General features: G+C 42.3%; 28 protein-coding genes, 2 tRNA genes and 1 pseudogene. 18 read left to right on the forward strand and 13 right to left on the reverse strand.

Going from position 1 to position 25945, the window contains the following annotated elements; genetic code table 11:
- The first annotated feature begins 92 nt into the window (after window positions 1-92).
- The 11 genes from ACNPNW_RS13830 (at window position 93) to ACNPNW_RS13880 (ending at window position 9424) form a co-directional block, all read left to right on the forward strand.
- Window positions 93-1478, forward strand: coding sequence for a Do family serine endopeptidase (locus ACNPNW_RS13830; protein ID WP_448767069.1), 1386 nt, complete (start codon window positions 93-95; stop codon window positions 1476-1478).
- Between the two features lie 120 nt (window positions 1479-1598).
- Window positions 1599-2051 (forward strand): acyl-CoA thioesterase, encoded by a 453-nt coding sequence (locus ACNPNW_RS13835; protein ID WP_448767070.1) that lies wholly within the window; start codon window positions 1599-1601, stop codon window positions 2049-2051.
- Between the two features lie 250 nt (window positions 2052-2301).
- Window positions 2302-4119, forward strand: a complete 1818-nt coding sequence (gene lepA, locus ACNPNW_RS13840; protein WP_004279065.1) for a translation elongation factor 4 — start codon at window positions 2302-2304, stop codon at window positions 4117-4119.
- A gap of 20 nt (window positions 4120-4139) precedes the next feature.
- Complete coding sequence (gene lepB, locus ACNPNW_RS13845) at window positions 4140-4967, forward strand: signal peptidase I (RefSeq protein WP_129717231.1); 828 nt, start codon at window positions 4140-4142, stop codon at window positions 4965-4967.
- A 23-nt stretch (window positions 4968-4990) separates the two neighbouring features.
- A complete protein-coding gene (locus ACNPNW_RS13850; RefSeq protein WP_005103798.1) occupies window positions 4991-5362 on the forward strand; it encodes a DUF4845 domain-containing protein in 372 nt (123 codons plus the stop codon).
- On the forward strand, window positions 5334-6032 hold the full coding sequence (rnc, locus tag ACNPNW_RS13855; RefSeq protein WP_004279062.1) for a ribonuclease III: 699 nt from the start codon (window positions 5334-5336) through the stop codon (window positions 6030-6032). Before ACNPNW_RS13850 ends, rnc begins: the two co-directional genes overlap by 29 nt.
- On the forward strand, window positions 6032-7060 hold the full coding sequence (gene era / locus ACNPNW_RS13860; RefSeq protein WP_004279061.1) for a GTPase Era: 1029 nt from the start codon (window positions 6032-6034) through the stop codon (window positions 7058-7060). The genes rnc and era overlap by 1 nt, the downstream gene beginning before the upstream one ends.
- Before the next feature lie 38 nt (window positions 7061-7098).
- Window positions 7099-7296, forward strand: coding sequence for an NF038104 family lipoprotein (locus ACNPNW_RS13865; protein WP_005263469.1), 198 nt, complete (start codon window positions 7099-7101; stop codon window positions 7294-7296).
- Window positions 7297-7307: 11 nt separating this feature from the next.
- Window positions 7308-8018, forward strand: coding sequence for a DNA repair protein RecO (gene recO, locus ACNPNW_RS13870; protein WP_448767071.1), 711 nt, complete (start codon window positions 7308-7310; stop codon window positions 8016-8018).
- Window positions 8019-8031: 13 nt separating this feature from the next.
- Window positions 8032-8757 carry a pyridoxine 5'-phosphate synthase gene (gene pdxJ / locus ACNPNW_RS13875; RefSeq protein WP_164542953.1) on the forward strand — a complete coding sequence of 242 codons (726 nt, stop codon included), beginning with the start codon at window positions 8032-8034 and terminating at the stop codon, window positions 8755-8757.
- A 13-nt stretch (window positions 8758-8770) separates the two neighbouring features.
- On the forward strand, window positions 8771-9424 hold the full coding sequence (locus tag ACNPNW_RS13880; RefSeq protein WP_005247503.1) for a MiaE family protein: 654 nt from the start codon (window positions 8771-8773) through the stop codon (window positions 9422-9424).
- A gap of 195 nt (window positions 9425-9619) precedes the next feature.
- On the opposite strand, the gene ACNPNW_RS13885 is transcribed toward ACNPNW_RS13880, so the two are convergent.
- A tRNA-Asn gene (locus ACNPNW_RS13885) sits at window positions 9620-9695 on the reverse strand.
- Between the two features lie 236 nt (window positions 9696-9931).
- On the opposite strand from ACNPNW_RS13885, the gene ACNPNW_RS13890 reads away from it, so the two are divergent.
- Window positions 9932-10387 (forward strand): hypothetical protein, encoded by a 456-nt coding sequence (locus ACNPNW_RS13890; protein ID WP_448767072.1) that lies wholly within the window; start codon window positions 9932-9934, stop codon window positions 10385-10387.
- Window positions 10388-10422: 35 nt separating this feature from the next.
- On the opposite strand, the gene ACNPNW_RS13895 is transcribed toward ACNPNW_RS13890, so the two are convergent.
- The gene (locus ACNPNW_RS13895) at window positions 10423-10860 is read right to left on the reverse strand and encodes a PaaI family thioesterase (RefSeq protein WP_224215553.1); all 438 of its coding nucleotides are present in this window, start codon (window positions 10858-10860) and stop codon (window positions 10423-10425) included.
- Window positions 10861-11127: 267 nt separating this feature from the next.
- Between ACNPNW_RS13895 and ACNPNW_RS13900 the strand changes: the two genes are divergently transcribed.
- Together ACNPNW_RS13900 and ACNPNW_RS13905 are read left to right on the forward strand one after the other, a co-directional pair.
- Window positions 11128-11919, forward strand: a complete 792-nt coding sequence (locus ACNPNW_RS13900) for an MATE family efflux transporter (RefSeq protein ID WP_448767073.1) — start codon at window positions 11128-11130, stop codon at window positions 11917-11919.
- 3 nt (window positions 11920-11922) lie between these two features.
- Window positions 11923-12474 (forward strand): MATE family efflux transporter, encoded by a 552-nt coding sequence (locus ACNPNW_RS13905; RefSeq protein ID WP_448767074.1) that lies wholly within the window; start codon window positions 11923-11925, stop codon window positions 12472-12474.
- Window positions 12475-12537: 63 nt separating this feature from the next.
- Here ACNPNW_RS13905 and ACNPNW_RS13910 read toward each other — a convergent pair whose 3' ends face one another.
- On the reverse strand, window positions 12538-13773 hold the full coding sequence (locus ACNPNW_RS13910; protein ID WP_005103791.1) for a pyridoxal phosphate-dependent aminotransferase: 1236 nt from the start codon (window positions 13771-13773) through the stop codon (window positions 12538-12540).
- 254 nt (window positions 13774-14027) lie between these two features.
- Complete coding sequence (gene map, locus ACNPNW_RS13915) at window positions 14028-14855, reverse strand: type I methionyl aminopeptidase (protein ID WP_148334583.1); 828 nt, start codon at window positions 14853-14855, stop codon at window positions 14028-14030.
- A 207-nt stretch (window positions 14856-15062) separates the two neighbouring features.
- On the opposite strand from map, the gene rpsB reads away from it, so the two are divergent.
- The 3 genes from rpsB to ACNPNW_RS13930 all read left to right on the forward strand — a co-directional run bounded on the left by rpsB (window position 15063) and on the right by ACNPNW_RS13930 (window position 17473).
- Window positions 15063-15809 carry a 30S ribosomal protein S2 gene (gene rpsB, locus ACNPNW_RS13920; protein ID WP_004279050.1) on the forward strand — a complete coding sequence of 249 codons (747 nt, stop codon included), beginning with the start codon at window positions 15063-15065 and terminating at the stop codon, window positions 15807-15809.
- Between the two features lie 142 nt (window positions 15810-15951).
- Complete coding sequence (gene tsf, locus ACNPNW_RS13925) at window positions 15952-16827, forward strand: translation elongation factor Ts (protein WP_004645608.1); 876 nt, start codon at window positions 15952-15954, stop codon at window positions 16825-16827.
- Between the two features lie 145 nt (window positions 16828-16972).
- Complete coding sequence (locus tag ACNPNW_RS13930) at window positions 16973-17473, forward strand: DUF3465 domain-containing protein (RefSeq protein ID WP_253147574.1); 501 nt, start codon at window positions 16973-16975, stop codon at window positions 17471-17473.
- A gap of 33 nt (window positions 17474-17506) precedes the next feature.
- Here the strand turns inward: ACNPNW_RS13930 and ACNPNW_RS13935 are convergent, their stop codons facing one another.
- The 7 genes from ACNPNW_RS13935 to ACNPNW_RS13965 all read right to left on the reverse strand — a co-directional run bounded on the left by ACNPNW_RS13935 (window position 17507) and on the right by ACNPNW_RS13965 (window position 23591).
- Window positions 17507-17962: an Mpo1 family 2-hydroxy fatty acid dioxygenase gene (locus tag ACNPNW_RS13935; RefSeq protein ID WP_004731650.1), complete on the reverse strand. Its 456-nt coding sequence runs from the start codon at window positions 17960-17962 to the stop codon at window positions 17507-17509.
- 241 nt (window positions 17963-18203) lie between these two features.
- Window positions 18204-18818 (reverse strand): septal ring lytic transglycosylase RlpA family protein, encoded by a 615-nt coding sequence (locus ACNPNW_RS13940; protein ID WP_004279046.1) that lies wholly within the window; start codon window positions 18816-18818, stop codon window positions 18204-18206.
- Between the two features lie 288 nt (window positions 18819-19106).
- A complete protein-coding gene (mltB, locus tag ACNPNW_RS13945; protein ID WP_180039131.1) occupies window positions 19107-20108 on the reverse strand; it encodes a lytic murein transglycosylase B in 1002 nt (333 codons plus the stop codon).
- A 289-nt stretch (window positions 20109-20397) separates the two neighbouring features.
- Entirely contained in the window at window positions 20398-21051 is a 654-nt protein-coding gene (locus ACNPNW_RS13950; protein WP_129716451.1) for a hypothetical protein, read from the reverse strand.
- 19 nt (window positions 21052-21070) lie between these two features.
- Window positions 21071-21886 carry an NADPH-dependent 7-cyano-7-deazaguanine reductase QueF gene (gene queF / locus ACNPNW_RS13955; RefSeq protein WP_312328007.1) on the reverse strand — a complete coding sequence of 272 codons (816 nt, stop codon included), beginning with the start codon at window positions 21884-21886 and terminating at the stop codon, window positions 21071-21073.
- A complete protein-coding gene (locus ACNPNW_RS13960) occupies window positions 21886-22659 on the reverse strand; it encodes an ABC transporter permease (RefSeq protein WP_004279041.1) in 774 nt (257 codons plus the stop codon). Before ACNPNW_RS13960 ends, queF begins: the two co-directional genes overlap by 1 nt.
- Window positions 22656-23591 (reverse strand): ABC transporter ATP-binding protein, encoded by a 936-nt coding sequence (locus tag ACNPNW_RS13965; RefSeq protein WP_004645601.1) that lies wholly within the window; start codon window positions 23589-23591, stop codon window positions 22656-22658. The genes ACNPNW_RS13960 and ACNPNW_RS13965 overlap by 4 nt, the downstream gene beginning before the upstream one ends.
- Before the next feature lie 190 nt (window positions 23592-23781).
- Here ACNPNW_RS13965 and ACNPNW_RS13970 point away from each other — a divergent pair.
- A tRNA-Arg gene (locus tag ACNPNW_RS13970) sits at window positions 23782-23857 on the forward strand.
- A 35-nt stretch (window positions 23858-23892) separates the two neighbouring features.
- On the opposite strand, the pseudogene ACNPNW_RS13975 reads toward ACNPNW_RS13970, so the two are convergent.
- Both ACNPNW_RS13975 and ACNPNW_RS13980 read right to left on the reverse strand, forming a co-directional pair.
- Window positions 23893-25465: pseudogene (locus ACNPNW_RS13975) on the reverse strand (sensor domain-containing diguanylate cyclase).
- A 48-nt stretch (window positions 25466-25513) separates the two neighbouring features.
- Window positions 25514-25921: a transposase gene (locus ACNPNW_RS13980; RefSeq protein ID WP_448766611.1), complete on the reverse strand. Its 408-nt coding sequence runs from the start codon at window positions 25919-25921 to the stop codon at window positions 25514-25516.
- Window positions 25922-25945 lie beyond the last annotated feature (24 nt).

Raw genomic sequence — 25945 nt, forward strand, 5'->3', positions numbered from 1 at the left:
AAGTATTGAAACATATTATTACTTAAACTTTACAGTGTTTGTGATAAAACCTATTTACATAAATTTATCAACAATTTGAGTGAATAATTTATATGAAAATTCTAGACTTAAAAAAAGGATTATTTGCAGCGACCCTCACCATGAGTGCTGCACAGTTGCAGGCGGTCACGCCGGTTGATTTTTCAAATCTGGTCGAGCAGGTCAGTCCTGCAGTGGTCAGTGTCAATGTCGTTAAAAAAATGAGCGAAGAAGAGCTCTTACAACAACAAGTGCCGGAAATTCTGCGCCGCTTTTTCGGCAATCAGGTGATTATTCCGCAGCAGCGTATGCCACAGGAAAAGACGGGCTATGGCAGTGCATTCTTTATCAGCAAGGATGGTTATCTGCTGACCAATCATCATGTGGTTGAAGATGCTTCCAAAGTCACCATTACCCTGAATGACCGTCGGGAAATTGATGCCACTGTTGTAGGGAGTGATGCACGAACTGACGTAGCTTTGCTTAAAGTTAATGGCTCGAATTTTCCAGAATTACGGACGGGTGATGTAGGACGCTTACGTGTTGGTGAGCCTGTACTCGCAATTGGTTCGCCATTTGGTTTTGATTATTCCGCTTCTGCCGGAATCGTTAGTGCCAAAATGCGTAATATGATGGGTGAAACTGCAGTACCTTTCATCCAGACAGATGTAGCATTGAACCCGGGTAATTCAGGGGGTCCTCTATTTAACCAGCGTGGTGAAGTGGTCGGTGTCAACTCACGGATCTTTAGTGGAACCGGTGGGTATATGGGCTTGTCTTTTTCCATTCCGATTGATGTCGCGATGGAAGTTGCAGATCAGCTGAAGAAAAATGGTAAAGTGACGCGTTCTTATCTGGGTGTAAGTTTACAGGATATCGACCGTAACCTGGCCGAATCTTATAATCTGCCTAAGCCTGAAGGTTCCTTGGTGACTCAGGTTGCACCAAATTCACCGGCTGCACGTGCAGGTCTGCGTGCCAGTGATGTGATCTTAAAGTACAACGGTACCCCAATCTCACGTACCAGCGAGTTGTTGAACTATCTGAACCGTACTGCACCTCAGCAGCAGGTACAACTTGAAATCTTGCGTGATGATAAACGCCGTAGTATTGCAGCGACTTTAAGTGCGGCACCAGACGATACTCCGGCAAAAGCAAGCATACAGGCTAAACCCAGCAAAGGACCAGTGATCGGGGTTTCAATTCGTGACTTAAGTCCAGCAGAGTTAGCGAGTTTGGAAATCAAAGGCGGTGTGGTGATTCAGGATGTACGTCCGGGTGGTATTGCAGCACAGGCACGAATCATGCCGAATGATGTAATCACGCAAATTAATAACCAGACAGTACTGAATTCAAATCAGTTTGTGCAGGAGGTGTCTGAACTGAAAAAGGGTAGCATCGCGCGCGTGACCTTGATTCGTCAGGGGCAGCTTGCGGTGGTCGGGATGCGTATCTCATAAGATTGCTGGATTTTCGTGAAAGACCGCTTGTAGAAGCGGTTTTTTATTTTTTGCAATTTATCCGGGCGATAAATTCGGTAGACTCTATAGCCTTAAAATCATGGAAAGGATAACAGCACAGTGAGCGGTATTTTTGATCTTGCATTAACGGTAAAAGCCAAACATATTGATGGATTGGGCCATGTGAATAATGTGGTCTATGTGCAATGGATGCAGGACGTCGCATCAGCTCATATTGAAAAACTGGGCCTGGGGCTCAAGCAATATGTGGAACTGAAACATGCCATGGTCGCGGTTGAGCATCAGGTGCAATATCGCAAGGCGGCTTTTGAGGGGGACGAGATTATTCTGCGCACCTGGCTGAATGATATCAATGCCCTGTATTCCTTTAGACAATATGCATTTTATCGACCACAGGATCAGACTCTGTTGTTTACTGGAAGTACCCAATGGGCCTGTATTGAAATGGCCACGGGGCGTCCAAAACGCATGTCACCAACTTTTACTCAAGCTTATCAGCCACTTTCAGAATATGTAAATCCTTTTGATTTTTCAACTTTACAGCTGGATTAATGAGGCAACATTTTCCAGTTTGATCAGTACATCTGGATAATATTGGGGAAGAAGTGGAGTTGGGGAGCTATTTTCTAATCATGGTGATCCAGACTTCATCTGACTGAAGTGTACGCGACCTAGGGAATAAAGGAAAAAATATAATTCTTTTTCTAGATCACCATTCTGCTATAATCCTTCGCAATTTCTATTCGGCTTTTGTTATGTAATATTTTTAAATTACATAGCGCGTTTTTTCTCAAGGTAACCCATGGCGCAAGCTAAAAAATCTGTTGATATTAAAAACATTCGTAACTTCTCGATTATTGCGCACATTGACCACGGTAAATCGACCCTAGCGGATCGCTTTATTCAAACTTGTGGCGGCTTGCAAGATCGTGAAATGCAGGCTCAAGTCCTTGACTCAATGGAGCTTGAGCGCGAACGTGGGATTACCATTAAAGCCACTTCGGTAACCTTGTACTATACTCATCCCAACGGTCAAGAGTATCAGTTGAACTTTATTGATACACCGGGACACGTTGACTTCTCGTATGAAGTATCACGCTCGCTCGCTGCCTGTGAAGGTGCCTTGCTGGTGGTAGATGCTGCGCAGGGCGTAGAAGCACAGTCGGTTGCTAACTGCTATACCGCAATTGAACAAGGTTTGGAAGTACTTCCGGTACTGAACAAGATTGACTTGCCGCAAGCCGAACCTGAACGGGTTATTCAGGAAATTGAAGACATCATCGGGATTGAAGCCACAGAAGCGCCGACCTGTTCTGCAAAAACAGGTTTGGGTATTGAAGGTGTGCTTGAAACACTGGTCAATGTGATTCCTGCACCGGAAGGTGATCGTGAAGCACCATTGCAAGCCCTGATTGTAGATTCATGGTTTGATAACTACCTAGGTGTCGTTTCTCTAGTTCGGGTCAAGCAGGGTCGAGTGCGTAAAGGCGACAAGATGTTGATCAAATCAACTGGTCAAACGCATATTATTACTTCTGTAGGTATCTTTAACCCGAAACATACTGAAACCGGTATGCTGGAAGCGGGTGAAGTTGGTTTTGTCATTGCCGGTATCAAAGATATTTTCGGTGCGCCAGTCGGTGATACGATTACCTTGGCAACCACACCTGAAGTGGCAACATTGCCGGGCTTTAAAAAGGTGAAACCACAGGTTTATGCTGGTCTATTCCCGATTGATGCCAGCGATTTTGAACCTTTCCGTGAAGCATTGCATAAGCTACAAATTAATGACTCGGCCTTGTTCTTTGAACCTGAAAGTTCAGATGCACTCGGGTTTGGTTTCCGCTGTGGCTTCTTGGGCATGCTGCACATGGAGATCGTACAAGAACGTCTGGAACGCGAATACGATCTTGACCTGATTTCTTCTGCGCCAACTGTAATTTATGAAGCGGTGATGAAGAATGGTCAGACGATTTATATCGACAGTCCATCCAAAATGCCGGATGGTTCAACCGTTGAAGATCTGCGTGAACCGATTGCTGAATGTCATATTCTTGTGCCGCAAGAATACCTAGGTAATGTCATGACATTGTGTGTTGAGCGCCGTGGTGTGCAAAAAGACATGAAGTTTATGGCGAATCAGGTTTCCATTACTTTCGAAATTCCAATGGCCGAAGTGGTGATGGATTTCTTTGATAAATTGAAGTCTTGTTCACGTGGTTTTGCATCACTCGACTATAACTTTGTCCGTTTTGAAAGCTCATCTTTGGTAAAAGTTGATGTCTTGATCAATGGGGAAAAAGTCGATGCCTTGGCGATGATTTGTCACCGTAATGATGCACGTCATCGTGGTATTGCACTGGTTGAAAAAATGAAAGACCTGATTCCACGTCAAATGTTTGATGTCGCGATTCAGGCGGCAATTGGTGCGCAAATCATTGCACGTTCGACCGTAAAAGCGATGCGTAAAAACGTATTGGCGAAGTGTTATGGTGGTGACGTCTCACGTAAGAAAAAACTTCTGTCTAAACAGAAAGAAGGTAAGAAACGCATGAAACAGGTGGGTAGTGTAGAAATCCCGCAAGAAGCGTTCTTAGCCGTATTAAAAGTCGAACGCTAAAATAATAAGGATATAAGCCCATGGATTTTGATTTTAATTTGATTCTTGTGCCTGCGACCCTGTTTTTTGTCGCAGTGTGGTTACTAGACAAGTTTGTTTTGAAACAAAGACAAACCCGAGGTAAGGGCCATGAGAATTTCATTATCACCTGGGCTTATGACTTTTGGCCGGTACTGACCATTGTGCTGGTACTGCGTTCGTTTTTATATGAACCTTTTAATATTCCATCCGATTCGATGGTGCCGACGCTGGAAACCGGTGATTTTATTCTGGTGAATAAATTTGACTATGGCATCAAACTGCCTATGGTCAATACCAAAATTATTGATACCGGCAGCCCGGAACGTGGTGATGTAGCGGTATTCCGTTATCCACCGCAACCGACCATCAGTTATATCAAGCGTATTGTCGGCTTGCCAGGCGATCATATTGTTTATGATCATGGCCAGTTGAGCATTAATGGTGAAAAAGTGGCGAAAGTTCCAGTAGAATTTAGCCGCGAAAAAGACCGTTTAGATACTCCAAATGCCATTTATCATAAAGAAACCTTGGGTGAGCATACCTTTACCATGCGTGAGCTGGAAGGTGTGAATGTCGCTCGTCAGGCACCTTTTATTAACTATCTGGAAAATGGTAAATATTCAGGTGAAAATGGTTTATATTGGGAAGTAAAAGTGCCAGAAGGTCATTACTTTGCGATGGGGGATAATCGCGATCAGAGTGCTGACAGTCGTTTTTGGGGGCTTGTTCCGGAAGAAAACTTAACAGGTCGTGCCTTCTATATCTGGATGCATAAAGAACCTGGCTTTAAATTGCCATCGTTTGGTCGAAACGGAACAATCGATTAATTGTTTCAATAAGGAAAATAAAAATGAGACATCAACAAGGTGCTTCTTATATTGGGGTTTTATTTGCAATCGTGGGCTTTGCATTTCTTGCAAAAGTGGCGATTGCAGTGTGGGGGCCATACTTCGATGATCGTATGGTAGATGGTGAGATTGAGGCGCTGTTAAAAAGCGCTCCAGCCAATATAACGCCAGAAACATTCCGTCAACAGATGAGTCAGCGTTTAGAAATGAATAATATTCGTGATCTAAAGTTTGACGAAATTGCCAAAGTCACCAATACCGATGGTTTACAGGTGCACAAGAATTATGAAATTCGTAAAAATTTCATAATGAATATTGATTTAGTGATGAAGTTTGAGAAAGAGTTTGATCAAAGCACAGTCAAAGCTAAATGATGAACGTCTTGCCAAACGGATCGGCTATCAGTTCAAACAGGCTGATTTGCTGAAACTGGCATTGACTCATCGTTCAGTCAGTCATAAACACAACTACGAGCGCCTGGAATTTCTGGGCGATTCTCTTTTAGGGATGATCATTGCGAATTATCTTTTTAATGCCTATCCAAGCGAAAATGAAGGCCGGTTGACGCGTATGCGTGCAACCCTGGTTCGTCAGGAAGCATTAGGAAAAATCGCCAATGATTTAAAACTGAGCCAGAATTTAATTCTCAGTACTGGTGAATTGAAATCTGGTGGTCATCATCGTGAGTCTATACTGGCAGATACGGTAGAAGCCATTATTGGTGCAATTTATGTCGACTGCGGTGATCTCACCGTGCTAGAACCGATTGTGTTAAAATGGTACGAGCCATATTTAGATCATATTGAGCCGACAGATCAGCTTAAAGATCCTAAATCTCGCTTACAAGAGTATTTACAAGCACGTAAGAAACCTCTCCCAGTTTACGAGGTTGTAGATATTCAAGGTGATGCACCCAATCAGCATTTTAAAGTGGAATGCCAGATTGCGGGATTACCGACCATGCAAGGCGAAGGCGCGAGCCGACGTTTTGCTGAACAAGCCGTTGCTGCGGATATTTTGAAACTTTTGGAGCATAAGTCTTAATGACTACTCATTCCGATCACATTGATGCTGATCACGAGTCGCAAAGCGACAGTCACGACCTTATTAGTCAATTTTTTAGTGCACAAGGCACCGAAATCCCATCAGATTATCGTAGTGGTTTTGTGGCCATTGTCGGTCGCCCGAATGTGGGTAAATCTACCTTAATGAACCATATTCTGGGTCAGAAGCTTTCAATTACTTCACGTAAACCGCAAACCACACGTCATAAAATCGTGGGGATTGATTCACGTGAAAAATCTCAGGCTGTATTTGTCGATACACCGGGGATGCATAAAAAAGAAGTCCGTGCCATCAATAAAATGATGAACCGTGCGGCACATTCGGCTTTGCGTGATGTGAACCTGGTTTTATTCGTGGTGGATGCACAAAAGTGGACGCCAAACGATGATCTGGTTCTGGAAAAGCTAAAAAATGCTGAAATGCCAGTGATTCTAGTGATCAACAAGCTGGATACTTTTGAAAACAAGAATGAAGCTCTGCCGCTGATTCGTGAACGCGAAAAGCTGATGAACTTTGCGGAAATCGTACCGGTATCTGCACTTCGTGGTGCCAATCTTGAACATCTACGTGACACGATTGCCAAGTATCTTCCATTCCAGCCACCCCTGTATTCACTGGATCAACTGACCGATCGTTCAGAGCGTTTCCTGGCATCTGAAATTATCCGTGAAAAGATCATGCGTCAGCTGGGTGAAGAACTTCCATATGATTTGACCGTTCAGATCGAATCCTTTAAAACTGAAGAGCCGGTCTTGAATGAAAAAACCGGTCGTATGAAAGCCGCCTGTACGTATATTGATGCCACGATTTTTGTTGATCGTCCGAGCCAAAAAGCCATTGTGATTGGCGAAAAAGGTGTCAAACTGAAAAAAATCGGTATGGATGCGCGTCTCGACATGGAAAAAATGTTCGAGCAAAAAATCATGCTGACCCTTTGGGTGAAAGTCAAAGGTGGCTGGTCTGATGATGAGCGTGCATTAAAAAGCTTAGGTTATAGTGATATCTAAGCGATAAAAATTTGTAAGACCCTTTAAGGAATGCTGTGATGATAAAAGTGTTAGCAGTAGTTGTATGTGTTTTATTCCTGCAAGGCTGTATTCATAAAGTGGTCACGGTTCCTGTCAAGGTGGCTTATAAAACCACAAAAGTCGCAGTCAAAGGTACTGCGGCTGTTGTGGGTGCAGTGATCCCGGATGGGGATGACGAAGAAGATGATAAAAAATCAAAAAAAGATAAGGATTAAAGTACCCGCTTATGCGTAATGAAGTACTGCATGGCTATTTGATTCATCATCGTAAGTACCGTGAACGCAGTCATATTGTGCATTTATTTACCCAAGAATATGGCAGGGTAGATGGTATTCTCAGGCAAATGCCACCACCACAGTATCAGCCCATTCACTTGCAGGCTTCAGGTAAATCCGAACTCAAAAATTTTACTAAACTGGAAATTGTTAATCAGCCGATTTTCTTTTTTGGCGATGCCTTTTTTTCAGGTTTTTATCTGAATGAAATTTTGCTGCGCTTATGCCCACTTGAAGTGGAAATGCCGCAAACCTTTGCTAAATATGCAGAGACCTTAACCGCATTGCAGCAATTATCCGCACAATCCAACCCGAATTTATATTTAAAACAGATCTTGCGCCAGTTTGAGCATGTTTTGCTGGAAGAGCTCGGTTATGGTCTGGATTTTTCGGTAGATGCCAATCAGGCGCAGATTGATCCGTTACAACACTATTATTTTCAGCTCAATGCCGGTTTTATGCCATCAGCCAAAGCCTTACGCTCCACCCTATCCGGTCAACAGATTTTAAGCATGTTGACGCATGAAAATGGTGGGGATTTTAATCCGGAACAGTTACAATTACTGACGAAACTGTATCGACAGGTGATCACGGCCTTGCTTGGTGATCGACCGCTTAAAAGTCGACAACTCTGGATTCAAAACTCTCAATCTCAATCGTAGTTAGGAAAAGATTATGGCTGCATTACTTGGTGTCAATATTGACCATGTCGCAACATTAAGACAAGCACGTGGTACGACGTACCCAGACCCAGTCAATGCTGCATTGATCTGCGAACAGGCGGGGGCAGAGGGCATTACCTTGCACTTGCGTGAAGACCGTCGTCACATTCAGGATGACGATGTACGTCGTATGCGTCCTGCGCTAAAAACCCGTATGAACCTTGAGTTGGCGGTAACGGATGAAATGATCGCCTTTGCCAAGGAAATCAAGCCGCAGCATGTTTGCTTTGTGCCTGAAAAACGCCAAGAAGTGACCACTGAAGGTGGTTTAGATGTCGTGGGTAATTTTGATGCTGTAAAAGCAGCGACTCAAGAGCTGGCAGCCATTGGTTGTGATGTATCTTTATTTATTGATGCTGATTTTGCACAAATTGATGCAGCAGTTGCTTGTGGTGCACCGACGATTGAGATTCACACAGGCGCCTATGCCGATGCAGAAACTCCAGAAGCGCAACAAGCGGAACTGGAACGCATTGTGAAAGGTGCTGAATATGCTGCATCTAAAGGTTTGGTGGTAAATGCGGGCCATGGCTTAAATTTGGATAACGTGACGCCAATCGCCGCGATTCCACAGATTCATGAACTCAATATTGGTCATTCTTTAATTGCAGATGCGGTATTTGTGGGTCTGGCACAAGCGGTTCAGCAAATGAAAGCCGTGATTAAGTCAGCGCGTTAAGATTAGAGTAGTTATGTCGAATATTAATTATGATGAACTGATGCAGCCGGTGATTGCGTTCCTCGGTTGTGAAACACCGCAAGCATGGCTGGATATGGCGGTCGAAAATCTGGAAATCTTGATGCAGGACCATGCCAACTGTGAAAAAAAAGCGGCCAGCACGGCCATGAACCTGATGTTTCGTTATAGCTATTTTGTTGATCTACAGGTGAAGCTTGCACAGCTGGTACGTGAAGAAATGCTGCATTATGAGCAAGTGCTTGAATTGATGAACAAGCGCGGTCAGGCTTGGCAAAACTTGAGTGCAGGGCGTTATGCCGGTGGTTTGCGTAAGGAAATCCGGACTTTTGAACCTGAAGCCTTGATTGATGTCTTGGTGATTGGTGCCTTTGTAGAAGCGCGTTCCTGTGAGCGTTTTTACGCGCTTGCTTCGCGTGTTGATGATGAATTGGCACGTTACTACCGCTACCTGCTCAAGTCTGAATCTCGCCATTTTGAAGACTATCTGGCTTTGGCGATGGATGTGGCTACCACAGCGAAACTGAAAAATCCGAAAGAGGATATTCAGGAGCGAATCCTGCATATTCGTGAAGTTGAAAAACAGCTAATTCTCACGCCTGATGAAACTTTCCGTTTTCATAGCGGTGTTCCGGCTCAAGCGGCTTAATCTCGGTGACAGCTTAAAAATCCTCCATCTATGGGGGATTTTTTATATCTCGAAATTTTAAAAGAGGGGTATTTATATATCGAGTTTTATGAGGGATTGAAAATAATTATTTATTTTAAATATTTGAAAATAACAAGCCGTCAAATTTTAAGTAATAAAAAAGCCCACTTCATTATGAGTGGGCTTTCTTGAATTTGGCTCTCCAACCTGGGCTCGAACCAGGGACCTGCGGATTAACAGTCCGTCGCTCTACCGACTGAGCTATTGGAGAATCTGAAAGCGATTATAGAGAGATTTTGACAGGGGTCAAGCAAAAATTATCATATTTATTATAAATACAGCCTGTCTGTTTTTAATTTAGGCAATTGCATAAATTTCACGAAAAATACTTGTCAGAATAAATTTCACTTGCTAGATTAAAACCATAAAGTCGTTTGACCAAATGGTCAAACAGTGTGGATTTAAACCTACTTGCCAGCACAAAAATGGCTAAACCGGAGACAGCGAATGAATACGCTCAGCATCCCTCAAATTTTCTCTCAACTGGCTTATTATCAAGAAAACTATCTGCAAATTATTGCTGATCCTGCACAGTATTATATCCCGGTTAAAGACGCTTATATCACGCTATGGCCCTTGGCGCAAAAATCACTTTATTTAGGTGATTTGCTGCAATTATGGTTTGCAGAAAAATGGTTGGTAGAAACTGAACGTCAATTTAACTTTGAAGTTTTCCTGAATGCAGACTATCTGAAAGAGCAAGACAAAGATCTTTATATCTATGCCATTTCTGGGAATCTTTTGACGGGAACCAATCAGTCTAAAGCGTGGCAAGCCTCAATAACACAAACACAAGATGTGGAATTAGCCAATGTTTCCAAGCATTATTTTGAGTTTCAAGGCTTAACTCGACCACGCTTGTCATTTGTTGAAGCGGTGCAGGCGAAAAGCAGTATTATTTAAATGAATTACCTGATGAGTTGTGCAGGCTAGCAATTTCATTCAGTCCGAATAATCATACAGGTCGCAGTGGCATGAGCATACAGGCGACCTTCTTCATCCAGAATCTGACCTTCAGAAATACCTAAATTTTTACTGAGATTAATTGATTTTCCTACGGCTTTCAGTGGCTCATTCTGAGGTATAGGGCGGCACATCTTTACATTCAGATCAATGGTGCCATAACCGACACCTGCTTCAAGTAAAGTATGAATCGCGCAGCCTGTCACGGTATCCAAAACGGTTGCAGCAAAACCACCATGGACGCCGCCAAGCGGATTTAAATGTCGATGATCAGCTTTGACCTTAAATTCTACATGTCCGCTTTCAATCACTGCTGGTTGCATCGACATGGTTTCGCTAATACTTGGGGCCGGGATTTTTTCATCACGCATCGCTTCCAGTAATGCTAAACCGCTCATTTCTTTTGGGTTCATTGTACTTTTCCTTTCATTATTCTTGAGTTATTGAGGTTTAATTCAAAATTGTGACATCGATAATAGCAATCTGGTATAGGAATGGCGGATTATTTTGTAAGAAGTGCATTGCCTGCACCTGAGTAAAATCATTTTTATAAAAAATAAGAAATAGAATAATTTATGGCACGATACTGGTATACATTTCTAATGAAATATCTCAGATCTAAATAATCTGCCAAAAAAAACGAATCTTATAAAAGAATTAAAAAATCGAGTGATAGGGTGATGAAACAGTTTCTGCATGTTTGGGTGCCTATTTTTCTCAGTAATGCCATTATTATGCTCAGTAGTTTGTTCGACGTGATTTTTCTATCACATTTTTCACCTCAGCATGTGGCTGCATTGGCAGTCTGTTTGTCTGTTTATTCTTTGTGCTTTGTGACGGGTATTGGGGTGTTACAGGGCATGATGCAAGAGCTGGCAGAAGCCAATGGACGTCAGGATTATGTGGATATACAGCGTATTGTGAAGCAAAGTATTTTGATTGTACTGGTGATTTCTGCTGTTGCGATGTACCTGTTTAATCATGCAACTCCTTTACTTCATTTTTTAAAGGCAGATGCGGCCTTACAGGCATTGATTGTGTCATGTCTGTGGCTGTTGGCTTGGACGATTCCAGCGCATTTATTGTTGCGCATTTTATATATTTTAACCCAAGCCTGTGGGCAGGCTAAGCGCGTGTTCTACGCCAATATGATCTATTTACTGCTCAAAGTGACTTTGGCTTATGTCTTGATTTATGGCATTGAAGGTTATGTTACAAGCTATGGGGTTGAAGGTGCATTCATGGCACATTTGATTGTGCAGTGGGTACTGTTGTTTGTTTACTATTTTTTCTTCCTTGAGCGGAAGTTAAAGATCCAGTGGTCTGGTGTTTTCTTTCACTGGCAGACTTTGTGGAAAATTTTAAAAATTGGATTGCCCAATGCGGTGGTGACTTTTGTGGATGTATTTGCCATCAGCGCGATTGCTTTGCTGATCTTGCCTTTGGGTGACATTGTAGTGAATGCACATTAGGTGATGCTTGGTTTATTGGGCCTGATGTTTATGTTGCCGATGTCGATGGCATCCGCCTTCGGTATTTTAGTGTCGACTAAAATCGGTGCGGAGCAGATTGATGCTGCATGGCAACTCAGTAAGCGGGCACTGATGGCTGTGATGCTAATAGCTATCGTTGTCGTGTTGACTATTTGGGGCTTAGATAGTTGGATTGTGGGGTTATTTAGCAATGATGCGCAGGTGATTGCATTAGCCTTGGCATTGATCTTGTTAATGTGTTGGATGCATATCTTTGATGCGCTACTGGTGATTAGTTTGGCAATGCTACGTTGCTGGCGTGAAATTGTCAGACCAATGTTTATTTTTATCAGTACGGTGTTGGTCGTGGGCTTAGGGGGTAGTTGGTATGTGGCGTATCATCCAATGACACTGTTCAATTGGCAAAGCAATGCATTGGGGATTCATGGTTTTTGGTGGATGTTGAGTATTGCGTACAAGATTGCAGCAAGTCTATGTTTTGTTTGTTTACTCATGAAATACTTGAGCTATAAGCGAATACGGCTCACTGTTTAATACATGTTGAAGAACATAAAAAAACCCGCGAAATTCGCGGGTTTTTTTATCTAGCAAGCTAGATTATTTTGCAGCTTTTTCAGCTTCGATTGAAGCAATCGCAGCATCAACGCCTTCGATAGAATCAGCAGCTTTTTTGATACGTGCAAGTGCATCAACAAGTACTTCGTCAGCCGTTGCGTAAGAGATACGCATGAAACCGCCAAGACCGAATGCATCACCAGGAACCACTGCAACACCAGTTTCTTCCAGTAACCATGCAGAGAATTCTGTGCAAGACTTAAGACCTTTGGCACGAATCAACGGTTTGATGTTGGCATATGCATAGAATGCACCATCAGCAGGCAAGCAAGAAATACCGTGAATGTCATTCAAGCCTTTCACAACTAGGTCATGGCGACGTTTGAATGCTTCAATCATTGGCTCAAGTACATCTTGAGGACCATTCAAGGCAGCTTCAGCAGCAACTTGCGAAATTGAAGTTGGGTTTGAAGTTGACTGAGATTGGATCTTTTTCATTGCACCAATAAGTTTAGCAGGGCCCGCTGCGTAGCCGATACGCCAGCCAGTCATTGCATAGGCTTTAGATACACCGTTTAATACAATCGTGCGGTCATAAAGGTCTGGTGCAACTGTTGCGATGTTGTAGAACTCGTCATCCCAACGGATTGGTTCGTACATATCATCAGATGCGATAAATACTTCTGGGTATTTACGCAGTACGTCAGCCAGCGCTTCAAGCTCAGCTTTAGTGTAGATCATACCTGTAGGGTTAGACGGGCTGTTCAATACTACTAGACGTGTTTTGTCAGTGATTGCAGCTTCTAATTGTTCAGGGGTGATTTTGAAACGTTGTTCTTCACCACATTTCACAATAACAGGAACACCTTCAGCGATGATCACCATATCCGGGTAGCTTACCCAGAATGGTGCAGGGATGATGACTTCATCACCTTTGTTTAACAAAGCAAGGGCCAAGTTAAAGAATGATTGCTTACCACCACAAGAAACCAGAATCTGGTTTGCTGCATAGTCTAGGTTATTGTCGCGTTTGAATTTAGCAATAATGGCTTTTTTAAGACCTGGCGTACCGTCAACAGCGGTGTATTTGGTGAAACCGTTGTTAATCGCTGCAATTGCTGCATCTTTGATGTGTTGAGGGGTATCAAAATCTGGTTCACCTGCGCCCAAACCAATCACGTTGTGACCTGCAGCTTTTAATTCAGCAGCTTTGTTGGTCACAGCAAGCGTAGGGGACGGTTTGATGGCATTCACACGATCAGAGAGACGTACGTCCACGGCAGTATTCCTTCTTATAGGGATTAAAAAATAAAAAGCACATTATCTTAGCCTAAAATGGTGCAGATAGGGCAAAAGAATTTGGAAAACTTTAAGGAAAAAATGGTGTATTGGCCGAACTTTATCTTGAATTTCGATGCGCTGGAAGCAGGCAAGGGGAGACTTTTTACATCTCGGTCATGCATACGAATGCATGAAATATAAAATAAAAATGGCCACTTTAAAGTGACCATTTTGTGTTGTTGATGTTGTGGTTACACACTAAAGCGTGACAAATCTTCGTCCGGGCGTGCTGTTAAAATTTCCGCGCCGGTTTTGGTCACCAGAATCGTATGTTCATATTGTGCTGACAATGAATGGTCTTTGGTGACCACTGTCCATTTATCACCGAGTAATTTGGTTTTCCAGTCACCACCATTGACCATTGGCTCAATGGTAAAGGTCATGCCTTCTTCAAGTACCATGCCGGTATCTGGCTGACCATAATGCAGCACTTGCGGTTCGTCATGGAAAGTTGTACCAATACCGTGACCACAATATTCACGTACCACGCCAAAACGCTCGGATTCAACATACTGCTGAATGGCATGACCAATATCGCCAATGGTTGAACCCGGTTTTACAGTTTCAATACCCCGGTACATGGCTTCTTGCGCTACCTTACATAGACGGTTGGCAAGAATAGTGGTTTCACCACCCACGATGTACATCATGTTGGTGTCACCATGATAGCCATCTTTAATCACGGTCACATCAATGTTCAGGATGTCGCCTTTTTTCAATTTTTTACTGTCTGATGGAATGCCGTGACACACCACATGGTTCACAGAAGTACAAATGGTATGTTGGAAGGCAGGTCGACCCGGTGCAGCGCCATAGCCTAAGCATGCAGGAATCGCCTGTTGTTGATTGACAATATAGTCATGACAAATCGTATCAAGTTCCAGAGTGGTGACACCTGGAACAATATGCGGTTTGATCATATCCAAAACTTCTGCCGCCAGTCGCCCTGCCACACGCATTTTTTCAATTTCGTCAGGGGTTTTGATGAGTCGACGTGGAGCTTGATAAGTGTTGTTCATGATCTCTAAAAACTTTTGGAAATTTGTGTGTGACTATGGTATAAATAGCCGCCCATTTTATCAAATGCTTTTTCGTGAATAAATTTCACGGGCTTTGTGCGATGAGGCAAAAAAATCCGCACATATATCGACACATTACTCTGGGTGCCCTTTAGGGTGGAGAATGCGGGTATATGGAGGCCTAACCCAAACTTTAAGGTAAAGAAAATGGCAGATTACAACGTAAGCATGCGCGACCTTCTTCAAGCTGGCGCGCACTTTGGTCACCAAACTCGTTTCTGGAATCCAAAGATGCGTGATTACATCTTTGGTGCGCGTAACAAAATTCACATCATCAACCTTGAGCACACTGTTCCTGCGTTAAATGATGCTTTGAACTTTGCTAACAACTTGGCTAGCAAAAAGAACAAAGTTTTGTTCGTTGGTACTAAACGTGCAGCTTCTGCGATCATCCGTGAACAAGCTCAACGCGCTGGTCAACCATATGTAGATCACCGCTGGTTAGGTGGTATGTTGACGAACTGGAAAACACTTCGCCAATCTATCAACCGTTTAAAAGACCTTCAAACTCAATCTCAAGACGGTACTTTTGCTAAGCTGACTAAACGTGAAGCTCTAGAGCGTACTCGTGAGATGGAAAAACTTGAGCGTGGCTTAGGCGGCGTTAAAAACATGGGTGGTTTACCTGACGCATTATTCGTAATCGACGTTGATCACGAAGCGATTGCAATCAAAGAAGCTAAGAACCTTGGTATTCCTGTAATCGGTATCGTTGATACAAACTCTAACCCAGACAACGTAGACTACGTTATCCCGGGTAACGATGATGCGATCCGTGCAGTAACACTTTATGCTTCTGCTATGGCTGATGCGATTCTTGCTGGTAAAGAATATGCTCAATCACAAGCAAATGCACAAGCTAAAGCAGAAGAAGCTCCAGCTTCTGAGGCTTAATGCGTTTGACGCTAGCTTGTCATTTTTGCGACATGTGATGGTGGCAAAGTAAGCGTTATGTATGCAGGCGGCCCATGAGAACTCCTCTGGGCCGTTTCTGTTCTAAAAAGAATTCATTTTCTACCGAATTTAGGAGATAAACATGACTGCAGTTACAGCAAGCATGGTTAAAGAATTGCGCGATCGTACTGGTCTTGCAATGATGGAATGTAAAAAAGCTTTGACAGAAGCGGGCGGCGACGTTGAACTGGCGATCGACAACCTACGTAAATCTGGTCAAGCTAAAGCTGCTAAAAAAGCAGGTAACATTGCTGCTGACGGCGCGATCACAATTGCTCAAGACGGCAACAAAGCACTTCTTCTAGAAGTTAACTGTCAAACTGACTTCGTTGCAAAAGACGAAAACTTTGCTGGTTTCTCTGCGAAAGTTGCTGCTGCTGCACTTGCTGCAAACGTAACTGATCCTGCTCAAATCGCTGAATTGAAACTAGAAGATGGTACGACTGTTGAAGAAGCGCGTATCGCTCTTGTTCAAAAAATCGGTGAAAACATCCAAGTACGTCGTGCGAAAATTGTTGAAGGCGAAAACCTTGCAGTTTACAAACACGGTCTTAAAATCGGTGTTGTTGTTTCTTACACTGGTGATGAAGCTACAGGTAAAGGCTTGGCAATGCACGTTGCTGCGTTCAACCCAGTTGCTGTAAATGCTGAAGGCGTTTCTGCTGAGCTTATCGCGAAAGAGAAAGAAATTGCTGAAGCGAAAGCACTTGAATCTGGCAAGCCAGCAAACATCGTTGAGAAGATGGTTGTAGGTTCTGTTGAGAAATACTTGAATGAAGTTGTGCTTGAGCGTCAAATGTACGTAATCGACAACGACAAGAAAGTTGCAGACGTTCTTAAAGCAACTGGTACTACAGTTGCAAACTTCGTTCGTTTCGAAGTTGGTGAAGGCATTGAGAAAAAAGCAGAAATGAGCTTCGCTGAAGAAGTTGCTGCTGCTCAAGCTGCTGCAAAATAATTCCTTGGGAATTAGAAAAAGCCCTATCTGATTGATGGGGCTTTTTTATGTTGATTTATTCTTCATCAGCAATTCAAGAATAGGATTTGGGTTTGGTGATAGAGCTCAGATCATGTATTCATCATTTAATAAAAAAGTTATAAAAATGCCAAATAAAACCAATCTGAGCATCGGTGCAGTCATTGCACTGTTGATTGCTGCTTATCTGGGCCTGGATCTACAACAATCCCAACCACTTATTCCATCCGCATCTGATACTACAACTGAAACGCTTGATTCAGAGCCTAACTTAGTACCGTCTCAAAAGACTGATGATCTGGATCGAATTGCACGGGCGTTTCAACATCGCCAGAGTGATCTACAGGTTCGTTCAAGCGGGCAGGTGGTTGCTGTTTTACCAGATGATCATGAAGGATCGCGTCATCAAAAGTTCATCCTCGAGTTACCAAATGGCCAAACTATACTGGTTGCACATAATATCGATCTGGCACCGCGTATTCAGAATATTCAAAAACAGGATCAGGTCGAGTTTTATGGAGAATATGAATACAGTGACAACGGTGGGGTGATTCACTGGACGCATCATGACCCTGCACGAAAACATGTCGCTGGCTGGTTAAAACATCAAGGAAGAACCTATCAATAAGGTTCTTCTGATTGGATAAATCGAATATAGCGTTTAAATGCTCATAATTGCGCTGTTATGGCGTGATTTCCAGTTCGGTAGGATTTTACCTAAATAGGCATCCATGCACCAAATTGGGCCAATGAGGAGGAATTGGAGGTCTTTGAAGAATGAAGGCTTTTTACCTTCCACTTTGTGCCCATAAAATTGGCCAATCCAGGCCAAGGCAAACAGGGCAATAAAGAAACCGGTACCGACTGGCAGAATCCAGATGAGCCAGGCCATGACCAAAGTCAACGTAGCCATCGCTACTGCCAAAACAAGATCTAGGCGTGCATAGAAGATAAAAGCCAAAACCAGTAGCAGGGTAGTCAGCAAAGCGCTGAAATGCGCCAGAATGCCAATAATCGAAAAATAGATGGTCGGTACGCAAACCCAGTGAATTAGCTTGTTGGTTTTATTTTGATGGCTGTCGCTATATTCATCAAACCATTCAGATATTGTTTTCATTCTTCGCTCCATTCCATGAACATGTTTTTGCTTATCTGGAAATATAAAGCAGAATCCGGATATGGTCAAAAGTTAATCATGCAAGCGAGCGAATTTTATCAGGCAGGATGAGCCTACCAAAATTTTCTTGAAAGAACTTTAAGATAGGGCTGAGCAGGAGCGTTTATATTCTTCTAGAAAATGAGCACAATAAAAAAGCCACATTGCTGTGGCTTTTGTTAAATGTGTTGCAGGTCAAATCTTAAGAATTTGGACCAGCGACACGTTCAATACTGACTTTTGCAGTACCTGCACTGGTAATACCCAACTGTTTCGCAGCACCGTAAGATAAATCAACAACACGGTTACCATGGAAAGGACCGCGGTCATTTACTTTAACCACGACGCTCTTGCCATTATTACGGTTGGTTACGCGAATATAGCAGTTCAATGGCAGGCTACGATGAGCAGCTGTCATTGCGTTCATGTCAAAGGTTTCACCGCTTGCGGTTTTACGGCCGTGGAATTGACGACCATACCAAGACGCTGTACCTGTCTGACTGAATTTACGTACAGTATTAGAAGCCACTGTATTCAGTTTTTCAATCACTGAAGGCTCTTCTGCAGGAAGTTCAATTTTCGCTGCAATGGTTTCACGGCGAACTTTATCGCCAGAACGCTCAGTGATTGAAAGGCTGTTCAAATTTGTGAAATTTGAATTGAAGCTTTGAGCTTCTTTATTGAGTACTCGCGTTGCAAGACGCGAATTATCATTTTCATTGGTGAATGAAGATGACGGAACCATATCTGCCTGCGATTGCGTCAGCGTGACGATCGTGGCAATGGCCATAAAAGACTTCAAAATTGAAGAATGCATCGAATCAACTCCTAACAGCATATCTATTGGTTGTTCATAAATGGCTGAAAAACCATGTAAACATGCCTGATATTTAACTTATGCAACTACATTTAACGAAATGGATAATATTCATGTCGGCAATACCCTGTCTAGTGTTTAATTAAAATAGTTAAAAAAAGAACGCAAAATAAACAATTATTGATCAAAAAATAATCAATATTGTAACGTAATATTAAAATTGCTTAAAATACGCACAAATTAATCCATAAAAATGTTGACTTTCATAATTTGTATTAATTTTTAGTGTTAACGGCTGGTAATTTCGGTACCTAATAACCACAAAGCAGTGGCATACATACGGCTGCGATTATAGGTGGTAATCACTTGAAAATTTGGATAAGTGATGTAGTAAATCGAGCCATAATTTTCTTGTAATTGAATTACATTGACCAGATCCAGATCGTCAATTTTTACGATTGGATTCATTGGGCTGATGCCCTGCGTTTTTAACACACCATAAGGCATAGGTTGAGTCAGATCTTTGGCAATCACGGCATCGGGATTTGAACCGGTATAACGTGCCGGAAAGGCAATGGGCTGATTACGCTGCCAGCCGTGCTGTGCCAGATAGTTGGCAATCGAACCAATCGCATCTACCGCTGAGTTACGCAGGTCAATATGACCATTGCCATCGTAGTCCACGCCGAATTTTGGAATGTTGCTCGGCATAAACTGCGGATAGCCAACAGCGCCGGCATACGAACCCACCACAGAAGAGGTGGCAACCCCATCTCTATACGACCAGGCAATTAAAGCAGCCAGTTCATCCTGAAAATACTGGGCACGACGTTCATAGCCAAACCCTAAGGTTGCTAGGGCATCACGAGTGACAAAAGAGCCCTTGTTGCTACCAAAACCGGTTTCTACACCTAAAATGCCCAGAATGATCGCCTGTGGTACACCAAACTGCTGTTCAGCACGGTTAAGCGTTTCTGCATATTGCTGTTTAAAACGTACGCCGCGCTGAATGGTAGATTCAGCTAAGAAGTTAGTCTTATACGAATACCAAGGCTTACTTTCACCTGGGCGATTCATGATATTGATGATATTGGGCAGGTTACGCGTCCCACTCATGGCAGAATCTACTTGCTGGGCACTTAGCCCATAGCTCTGCATGGCATTCTGCTTAAAAGCGGCATAAGAAGGGTGATATTGGAAATCGTTGGCCAGACTCAAACTGCTGAGACCAAATGCGGTAAGTGCGATTGAAAGCTGCTTAAACTTTTTATAAAAATCCGATTTCAACATCTTGCTACGATTTCCAGTTTTTTTGATGAGTTGCTGGCGATGTCATTTGAATCATGCCATGAAAAAGATTGATAAAATTTTTTCAATCGTGAGGCTTAAAGTGCCAGATTAAAGATAACATTCGGATGAATAAGAGACCTAGCCGCTTATACAAAAATAGCGATGGATTGGCTATTTTTACGGCAGTTTGTCTTATAGAGTCGCTTATCTGTAACAAGCTATTTCACTGATCATAAAAAAGCCTGACCGAAGTCAGGCTAATTCCTCAAGATTTGTAGAAAATCTTGAACTATTCTGTATAGAACAAAGTGTCGTGATATTCGGCCATGGCGCGCAGCTCATCTTTATTCAAATTCAGAATGATTTTATCTGCTGCCATATTGATGGCCTTGATCACTGCAGATGCGCCAATATCTGCTGCCTTGCGTTTGATCATGCCAAGATCCAGGGTTTTATTAAAGTCGACCATAAAATGTCGTACTGTCGCTTCACCAAATTGCTTGTACAGGTTGCTGAACGCTTGTTTATCAATAGTCTGACCGGCTTTAAGTTCTGCGTAATGATGTTTTAAATTCGTCACCAGACTGGCATCCAGTGATTCACCAATGCGGAAATGTCCTTCAGGATCTTTAAACAGACTGCGCTCAGAGAATGCAATTGACTCTCTGACCACATCGTTCGGCGCTTTACTCAATAGCTGCTTCAGTAAAACCGCAACAGTCGACTTGATATAGCCAGCCAGTTTTTCCGCAGTATCACGTTTATCGCTGGCAGGAAAGCGACGCACCAGCTCGGTAAGAATCGCATCAATAATTTCATCATTAATCATTAATGCGGTTTTATCACGCAATGGGTAAAGCGGCTCACTTGAATTTTTGTTTTTTTGTGCAGTCTGAATTGTATTTAAAAGCTCTGCAGAAGGAATAAACCCAAAAAATGGCATTGTTCAACCTCAATGTTTTTTATTGTCGCGCTAAACGAATAGGGCGAGGCATCCATGTTAAATCCGATACACGGCAAGGGTTGATATCCAATCCACCACGGCGTGTATAGGTTGCGTAGACCATCAGCTTTTCCGGTTTCAGTTGCTGCCAGATATCGGCAAACATCTGCTCCACACATTGTTCGTGGAACCCATTATGCTGACGGTAGGAAATAATATAAGCTAAAATACTCTTATAACAAGGTTTTTTACCTTGATAACGTATAAAAACTGTTCCCCAGTCCGGCTGGCCAGTGACTGGGCAGTTACTTCTGAGTAAATGTGAATACAGCTGGATTTCACCTTCTGCTGCATCATCCGAATCCAAAGCCAATAAACTGGCATCTGGATGATTTTCTAGGCGCTCAGGTGTCAGCTCATCAATACAGATGCCTTCAGGCTTGCTGATCTCTAACTCATCAACCTGAAACAGTTGCAGTTTAACTTTAGCTTCAGCCGCAGTAGATAAATCTTTTTCTGCGGTCGCGATAAAGGCCTCTTTAGATGCAAACTTGGCAAAATTCAGGCTATTGAAATACAGCTTCAAAGATTTAGATTCGATCAGATTCGGCGAGGACGCTGGCAAGCTAATGCGGCCAATGGCGACTTGTGGCACACCTGCTGGATTTAACCAGGAAATTTCAAACACATGCCACCAGTCTGCACCTTGCTGAATCGCTTCGACATGTGCGTATTGTTCACGGGCAGGCGCGCGTGAAATCGGAAACAGAACATCAGGATGATATTCTGTCGGGTAATTGGTGTCTTTACCAAGGAGAGATTGTTCTACACTCATTATTCACGCATTCCTGAACCACGGGAGAGTAAATGATAGGCCACTGCATACAGCACGGCACAACATAAGGTAATTACTGTCAGTGAAATGGCGACATTGACATCGCTATGTCCTAAAATGCCATAGCGGAAAGCATTCACCATATACACGACAGGATTAATTAAAGATAAATTTTGCCAGAATGGGCTTAAGCTCGAAATAGCATAAAATACACCACCCAAATAGGTCAGTGGCGTTAACACAAAAGTCGGGATGATCGAGATATCATCGAAAGATTTGGCATAGACGGCATTGATAAAACCACCCAAGGAAAACAGCAGGGAAGTAATCAAGACTGTATATATAGTCACAAACCAGTTGGTGATGTATAAATCGGCAAAAAATAAGCTCACTGCACTGACAATGATCGCAACCAGTATCCCACGAATCACACCGCCCAATACATGACCCCATAAAATGGCATGCATCGGTACCGGACTCATGATCAGTTCTTCAATACTTTTCTGGAATTTTGAGCTGAAGAAGCTAGACGAGACGTTGGCATAGCTATTGGTGATCACGGCCATCATAATCAGACCGGGCACAATGAACTCCATATAACTATAGCCGCCCATTTCTCCAATGCGTGAACCGACCAGATTACCGAAGATCACAAAGTACAGGCTCATGGTAATTGCAGGTGGCAACAGGGTCTGTGGCCAGATGCGCATAAAGCGACGGACTTCTTTATAGATAATGGTATATAAAGCTACGCTGAGTTGATTAATGTTCATTGCGCAGCTCCATCCAGATTTTTCTCGACCATTTTCACAAAAAGTTCTTCCAGACGATTGGATTTATTGCGCATACTGCGTACCTGAATATTCTGTGATTCCAGCAATTGGAACAGATCATTCATGGTATGTGCCTTGTCCATGGTGATTTCTAAAGTCATCGGATCGATCAGGTTAAAACGCACGCCGATGATATCCAGATGCAAAGGTTCAATCGGTTCGGCCAGATCAAAAATAAACGATTCTTCATTGAGCTGACTCAGGAAGCTTTTCATGGTGGTGTCTTCTTTAATCACACCGCGATCAATAATCGCAATACGGCGACACAGCATTTCTGCTTCTTCTAGATAATGTGTGGTCAGAATGATGGAAGTGCCTTTTTCATTCATCTCGTTCAAAAATTCCCACATCGAACGACGCAACTCGATATCAACACCAGCCGTCGGTTCATCCAGAATCAGCAGTTTCGGTTCGTGCATCATGGCACGCGCGATCATCAGGCGACGTTTCATCCCGCCCGATAACATGCGGGCCTGAGTGGCACGCTTTTCCCATAAACCCAGTTTGGTCAGATAAAGCTCCGCCCGTTCCTGTGCAATTTTTTTAGGAATGCCGTAATAGCCTGCCTGAGTCACCAAAATATCAAAGGTTTTTTCAAACTGGGCAAAGTTGAATTCCTGAGGTACTACACCTAGGCACTGTTTGGCCTGGGAAGGGTGGGTATCCAGATTATGACCAAAAATTTCGACTGTACCGGAGGTTTTTTTTGTTAATGAGCTGATAATACCGATGGTAGTAGATTTTCCTGCGCCATTAGGCCCCAATAGCGCATAAAATTCACCTTCTGGTACATTTAAGTTAATCCCTTTCAATGCCTGAAAGCCATTGCGATAGGTCTTTGACACATCCCTTAAGATCAGTGCATCAGTCATGAATATCTCAAATGGTGAAAAGTTGAGATATTGTGAGTGATCTCGCAAAATAAGCCAAGTGATTCACATGCAATTCTGTGTTGCTGTTTTGGAACATTGTATAAAGCTTAAGCATAAAAATGATGAAGTTAGAGATAGTTGCTTTACCTTATGCTTTTTTTTGTTATGATGTGCGCGATCCAAAAAAGATGCGCTCATAGCTCAACTGGATAGAGTACAGGTCTCCGAAGCCTGTGGCGTGGGTTCGAGTCCCGCTGAGCGCACCATTTATTTAAACTATAAAACTGAAAAATAAATCAAATTAGTATCGCACACAGTTGCGGCCATCATCTTTCGCCCGATAAAGATTGTTATCGGCAGTTTTCAAAACGTCTAGAATATTTTTAGAACTGTCTGGCCAAGAAGCAATACCAATCGAAATGCTGATGAAACCTATGTTGTGAATTTCTTTACATGCAATCTCTTTTCTGAACCTTTCTGCACTTTCATAAACTTCAGTAAGATTGCTGTTCGGTATAATAATGATAAATTCTTCACCGCCATAACGGCAGCAAATATCATCTTTACGAAATTTTTGCTGCATCGTCTTGGCAATATGCTTTAAGACAACATCACCTTGATCATGACCATAATTGTCATTCACGTTTTTAAAGTGATCCACATCCATCAGAAGTACTGAAAACGGGATGTTCATTTTCATGTTTTGAGTCATGACGTAATTTAAACCACGACGATTCATCAAGCCGGTTAAAGGATCCGTATTAATATGATGATCCATCTTGCTCATTTGTTGTGAAAATTTGCGAACACTGAGCAGTAGGGCTAACTTGAATTTTGTGACCTCATAGTACCAAGGCTGGATATTCTTAATTTTTGAACCGATTTCTGCCTGATTTAGCAGACTCGCCATATCTGCCAGTTGATTCAACGGGGCCGAGATAGAGTCAGACAGTCGCCATACAATATAAAAAACAAGCAGATAAAATAAAAAGAATCCTGCGGCTAATTTATAAAGGATAGAATTTGCCTGTTTAAGTAAATCATGGGTGGGTTGTTGGGAAACCACGATCCAGTTTGAAGTCGGAATATGAGAAAAACCCGCCAGATTATCAGTGCCCTGGCTATTGATTAAACGAATTTGACCATTTTTATGCGCATGCATATATTCCAGACCAGTATTATTGCTGGCCAATTGACCGATTCTTTCACGATCGGGATGGAAAATAATTTTATTTTCATTGTTAATCACATACATATAACTATTCTTATAATTTTTATAAGTGGTTAGAAGCTGATTAATTACATTTTTTTTCTTTTAAATAAATCGCTGAACCGATGAAGCCCTGATAGTGATTTGACTTGTCAAAAATAGGTTGAGAAATAAACACAATCATATTTTTTTGCACAGAAAAATAGGGCGAAGATATATAAGTCGATTTTTTATGAAGAGAGTCAATAATCCCTTGAGTATGTTGTATTTTGCTTTTATCAATATGCAGAATATTAGGGGAAAAGTTTATCAGTCTGCCTTGGGTGTCACTGATCACAACACTGTTATAGTGTTCAGACTGATATTTTAATTTATTGACCTCGGCTTCTCTTAGCTCATTGTTATTAAAGTCTTGACCTAATATCTTGGCACTATAGTCCAGCTCAAGAAGCATATTTCTAAAATGGTTGTCTGTGCTTAATGCAATTTTATGTGCATGATCAGAGTTTAAGGCAAGAGAATTGTCGATTAACTGATTTTTTACGATCTGATAGCTAATAATGAGAGAAATAATAAAAAGGCTAGACACACTAAAAATAGCCAATAAAAGTATTAACTGCCTTAAATTGAGATCAAGGTGTTTCCTAAAATTATTAGCTGACATAAAAAATTAGATATACCTCGATGTATTTATGAGCATTGTAAGCTGTCATTAAAAAGTAAACATGTATTCTTTTCCGAATTGGTTTGATACTCTCTCCACCCATTGCTCTATTTTATCAGCTGTCATGACTTGAAAATCTCGCCAATAATATTTCATCTGCTTCCATACCATCTCGATTCGATTTAACTCAGGGCTATAAGCTGGAATAAAATACAAATTCGTCGAAAAGTTACTTTTAAGTAGCTCTCTGTAATCAGCCATCTTTTTACTTCTATGAATCGAGGCATTATCAACAATAAGAACCAATGGAAGGTTATAAGTCTGTTTTACTTGTTGAGCTATTCCAGTTAAATAGGCATAAAACCAAGTGCTTGTAACTGACTCTTGTAAACAACTTGTCACCAGTTTCCCCGTTGAAAGCAAACACCCCATGACATTAACTCGTTTTAATCTTATTGCATCAACCGCATGAACATCACC

This window comes from Acinetobacter endophylla, from assembly GCF_053543775.1.

What these genes read in the sequence shown, in the direction of transcription:
- ACNPNW_RS13830 (WP_448767069.1), top strand. Translation starts at nt 93, where the DNA reads ATGAAAATTCTAGACTTAAAAAAAGGATTATTTGCAGCGACCCTCACC.
- lepA (WP_004279065.1), top strand. Translation starts at nt 2,302, where the DNA reads ATGGCGCAAGCTAAAAAATCTGTTGATATTAAAAACATTCGTAACTTC.
- lepB (WP_129717231.1), top strand. Translation starts at nt 4,140, where the DNA reads ATGGATTTTGATTTTAATTTGATTCTTGTGCCTGCGACCCTGTTTTTT.
- ACNPNW_RS13850 (WP_005103798.1), top strand. Translation starts at nt 4,991, where the DNA reads ATGAGACATCAACAAGGTGCTTCTTATATTGGGGTTTTATTTGCAATC.
- era (WP_004279061.1), top strand. Translation starts at nt 6,032, where the DNA reads ATGACTACTCATTCCGATCACATTGATGCTGATCACGAGTCGCAAAGC.
- ACNPNW_RS13865 (WP_005263469.1), top strand. Translation starts at nt 7,099, where the DNA reads ATGATAAAAGTGTTAGCAGTAGTTGTATGTGTTTTATTCCTGCAAGGC.
- recO (WP_448767071.1), top strand. Translation starts at nt 7,308, where the DNA reads ATGCGTAATGAAGTACTGCATGGCTATTTGATTCATCATCGTAAGTAC.
- pdxJ (WP_164542953.1), top strand. Translation starts at nt 8,032, where the DNA reads ATGGCTGCATTACTTGGTGTCAATATTGACCATGTCGCAACATTAAGA.
- ACNPNW_RS13880 (WP_005247503.1), top strand. Translation starts at nt 8,771, where the DNA reads ATGTCGAATATTAATTATGATGAACTGATGCAGCCGGTGATTGCGTTC.
- ACNPNW_RS13890 (WP_448767072.1), top strand. Translation starts at nt 9,932, where the DNA reads ATGAATACGCTCAGCATCCCTCAAATTTTCTCTCAACTGGCTTATTAT.
- ACNPNW_RS13895 (WP_224215553.1), bottom strand. Translation starts at nt 10,860, where the DNA reads ATGAACCCAAAAGAAATGAGCGGTTTAGCATTACTGGAAGCGATGCGT.
- ACNPNW_RS13900 (WP_448767073.1), top strand. Translation starts at nt 11,128, where the DNA reads ATGAAACAGTTTCTGCATGTTTGGGTGCCTATTTTTCTCAGTAATGCC.
- ACNPNW_RS13905 (WP_448767074.1), top strand. Translation starts at nt 11,923, where the DNA reads ATGCTTGGTTTATTGGGCCTGATGTTTATGTTGCCGATGTCGATGGCA.
- map (WP_148334583.1), bottom strand. Translation starts at nt 14,855, where the DNA reads ATGAACAACACTTATCAAGCTCCACGTCGACTCATCAAAACCCCTGAC.
- rpsB (WP_004279050.1), top strand. Translation starts at nt 15,063, where the DNA reads ATGGCAGATTACAACGTAAGCATGCGCGACCTTCTTCAAGCTGGCGCG.
- tsf (WP_004645608.1), top strand. Translation starts at nt 15,952, where the DNA reads ATGACTGCAGTTACAGCAAGCATGGTTAAAGAATTGCGCGATCGTACT.
- ACNPNW_RS13930 (WP_253147574.1), top strand. Translation starts at nt 16,973, where the DNA reads ATGCCAAATAAAACCAATCTGAGCATCGGTGCAGTCATTGCACTGTTG.
- ACNPNW_RS13935 (WP_004731650.1), bottom strand. Translation starts at nt 17,962, where the DNA reads ATGAAAACAATATCTGAATGGTTTGATGAATATAGCGACAGCCATCAA.
- ACNPNW_RS13940 (WP_004279046.1), bottom strand. Translation starts at nt 18,818, where the DNA reads ATGCATTCTTCAATTTTGAAGTCTTTTATGGCCATTGCCACGATCGTC.
- mltB (WP_180039131.1), bottom strand. Translation starts at nt 20,108, where the DNA reads ATGTTGAAATCGGATTTTTATAAAAAGTTTAAGCAGCTTTCAATCGCA.
- ACNPNW_RS13950 (WP_129716451.1), bottom strand. Translation starts at nt 21,051, where the DNA reads ATGCCATTTTTTGGGTTTATTCCTTCTGCAGAGCTTTTAAATACAATT.
- queF (WP_312328007.1), bottom strand. Translation starts at nt 21,886, where the DNA reads ATGAGTGTAGAACAATCTCTCCTTGGTAAAGACACCAATTACCCGACA.
- ACNPNW_RS13960 (WP_004279041.1), bottom strand. Translation starts at nt 22,659, where the DNA reads ATGAACATTAATCAACTCAGCGTAGCTTTATATACCATTATCTATAAA.
- ACNPNW_RS13965 (WP_004645601.1), bottom strand. Translation starts at nt 23,591, where the DNA reads ATGACTGATGCACTGATCTTAAGGGATGTGTCAAAGACCTATCGCAAT.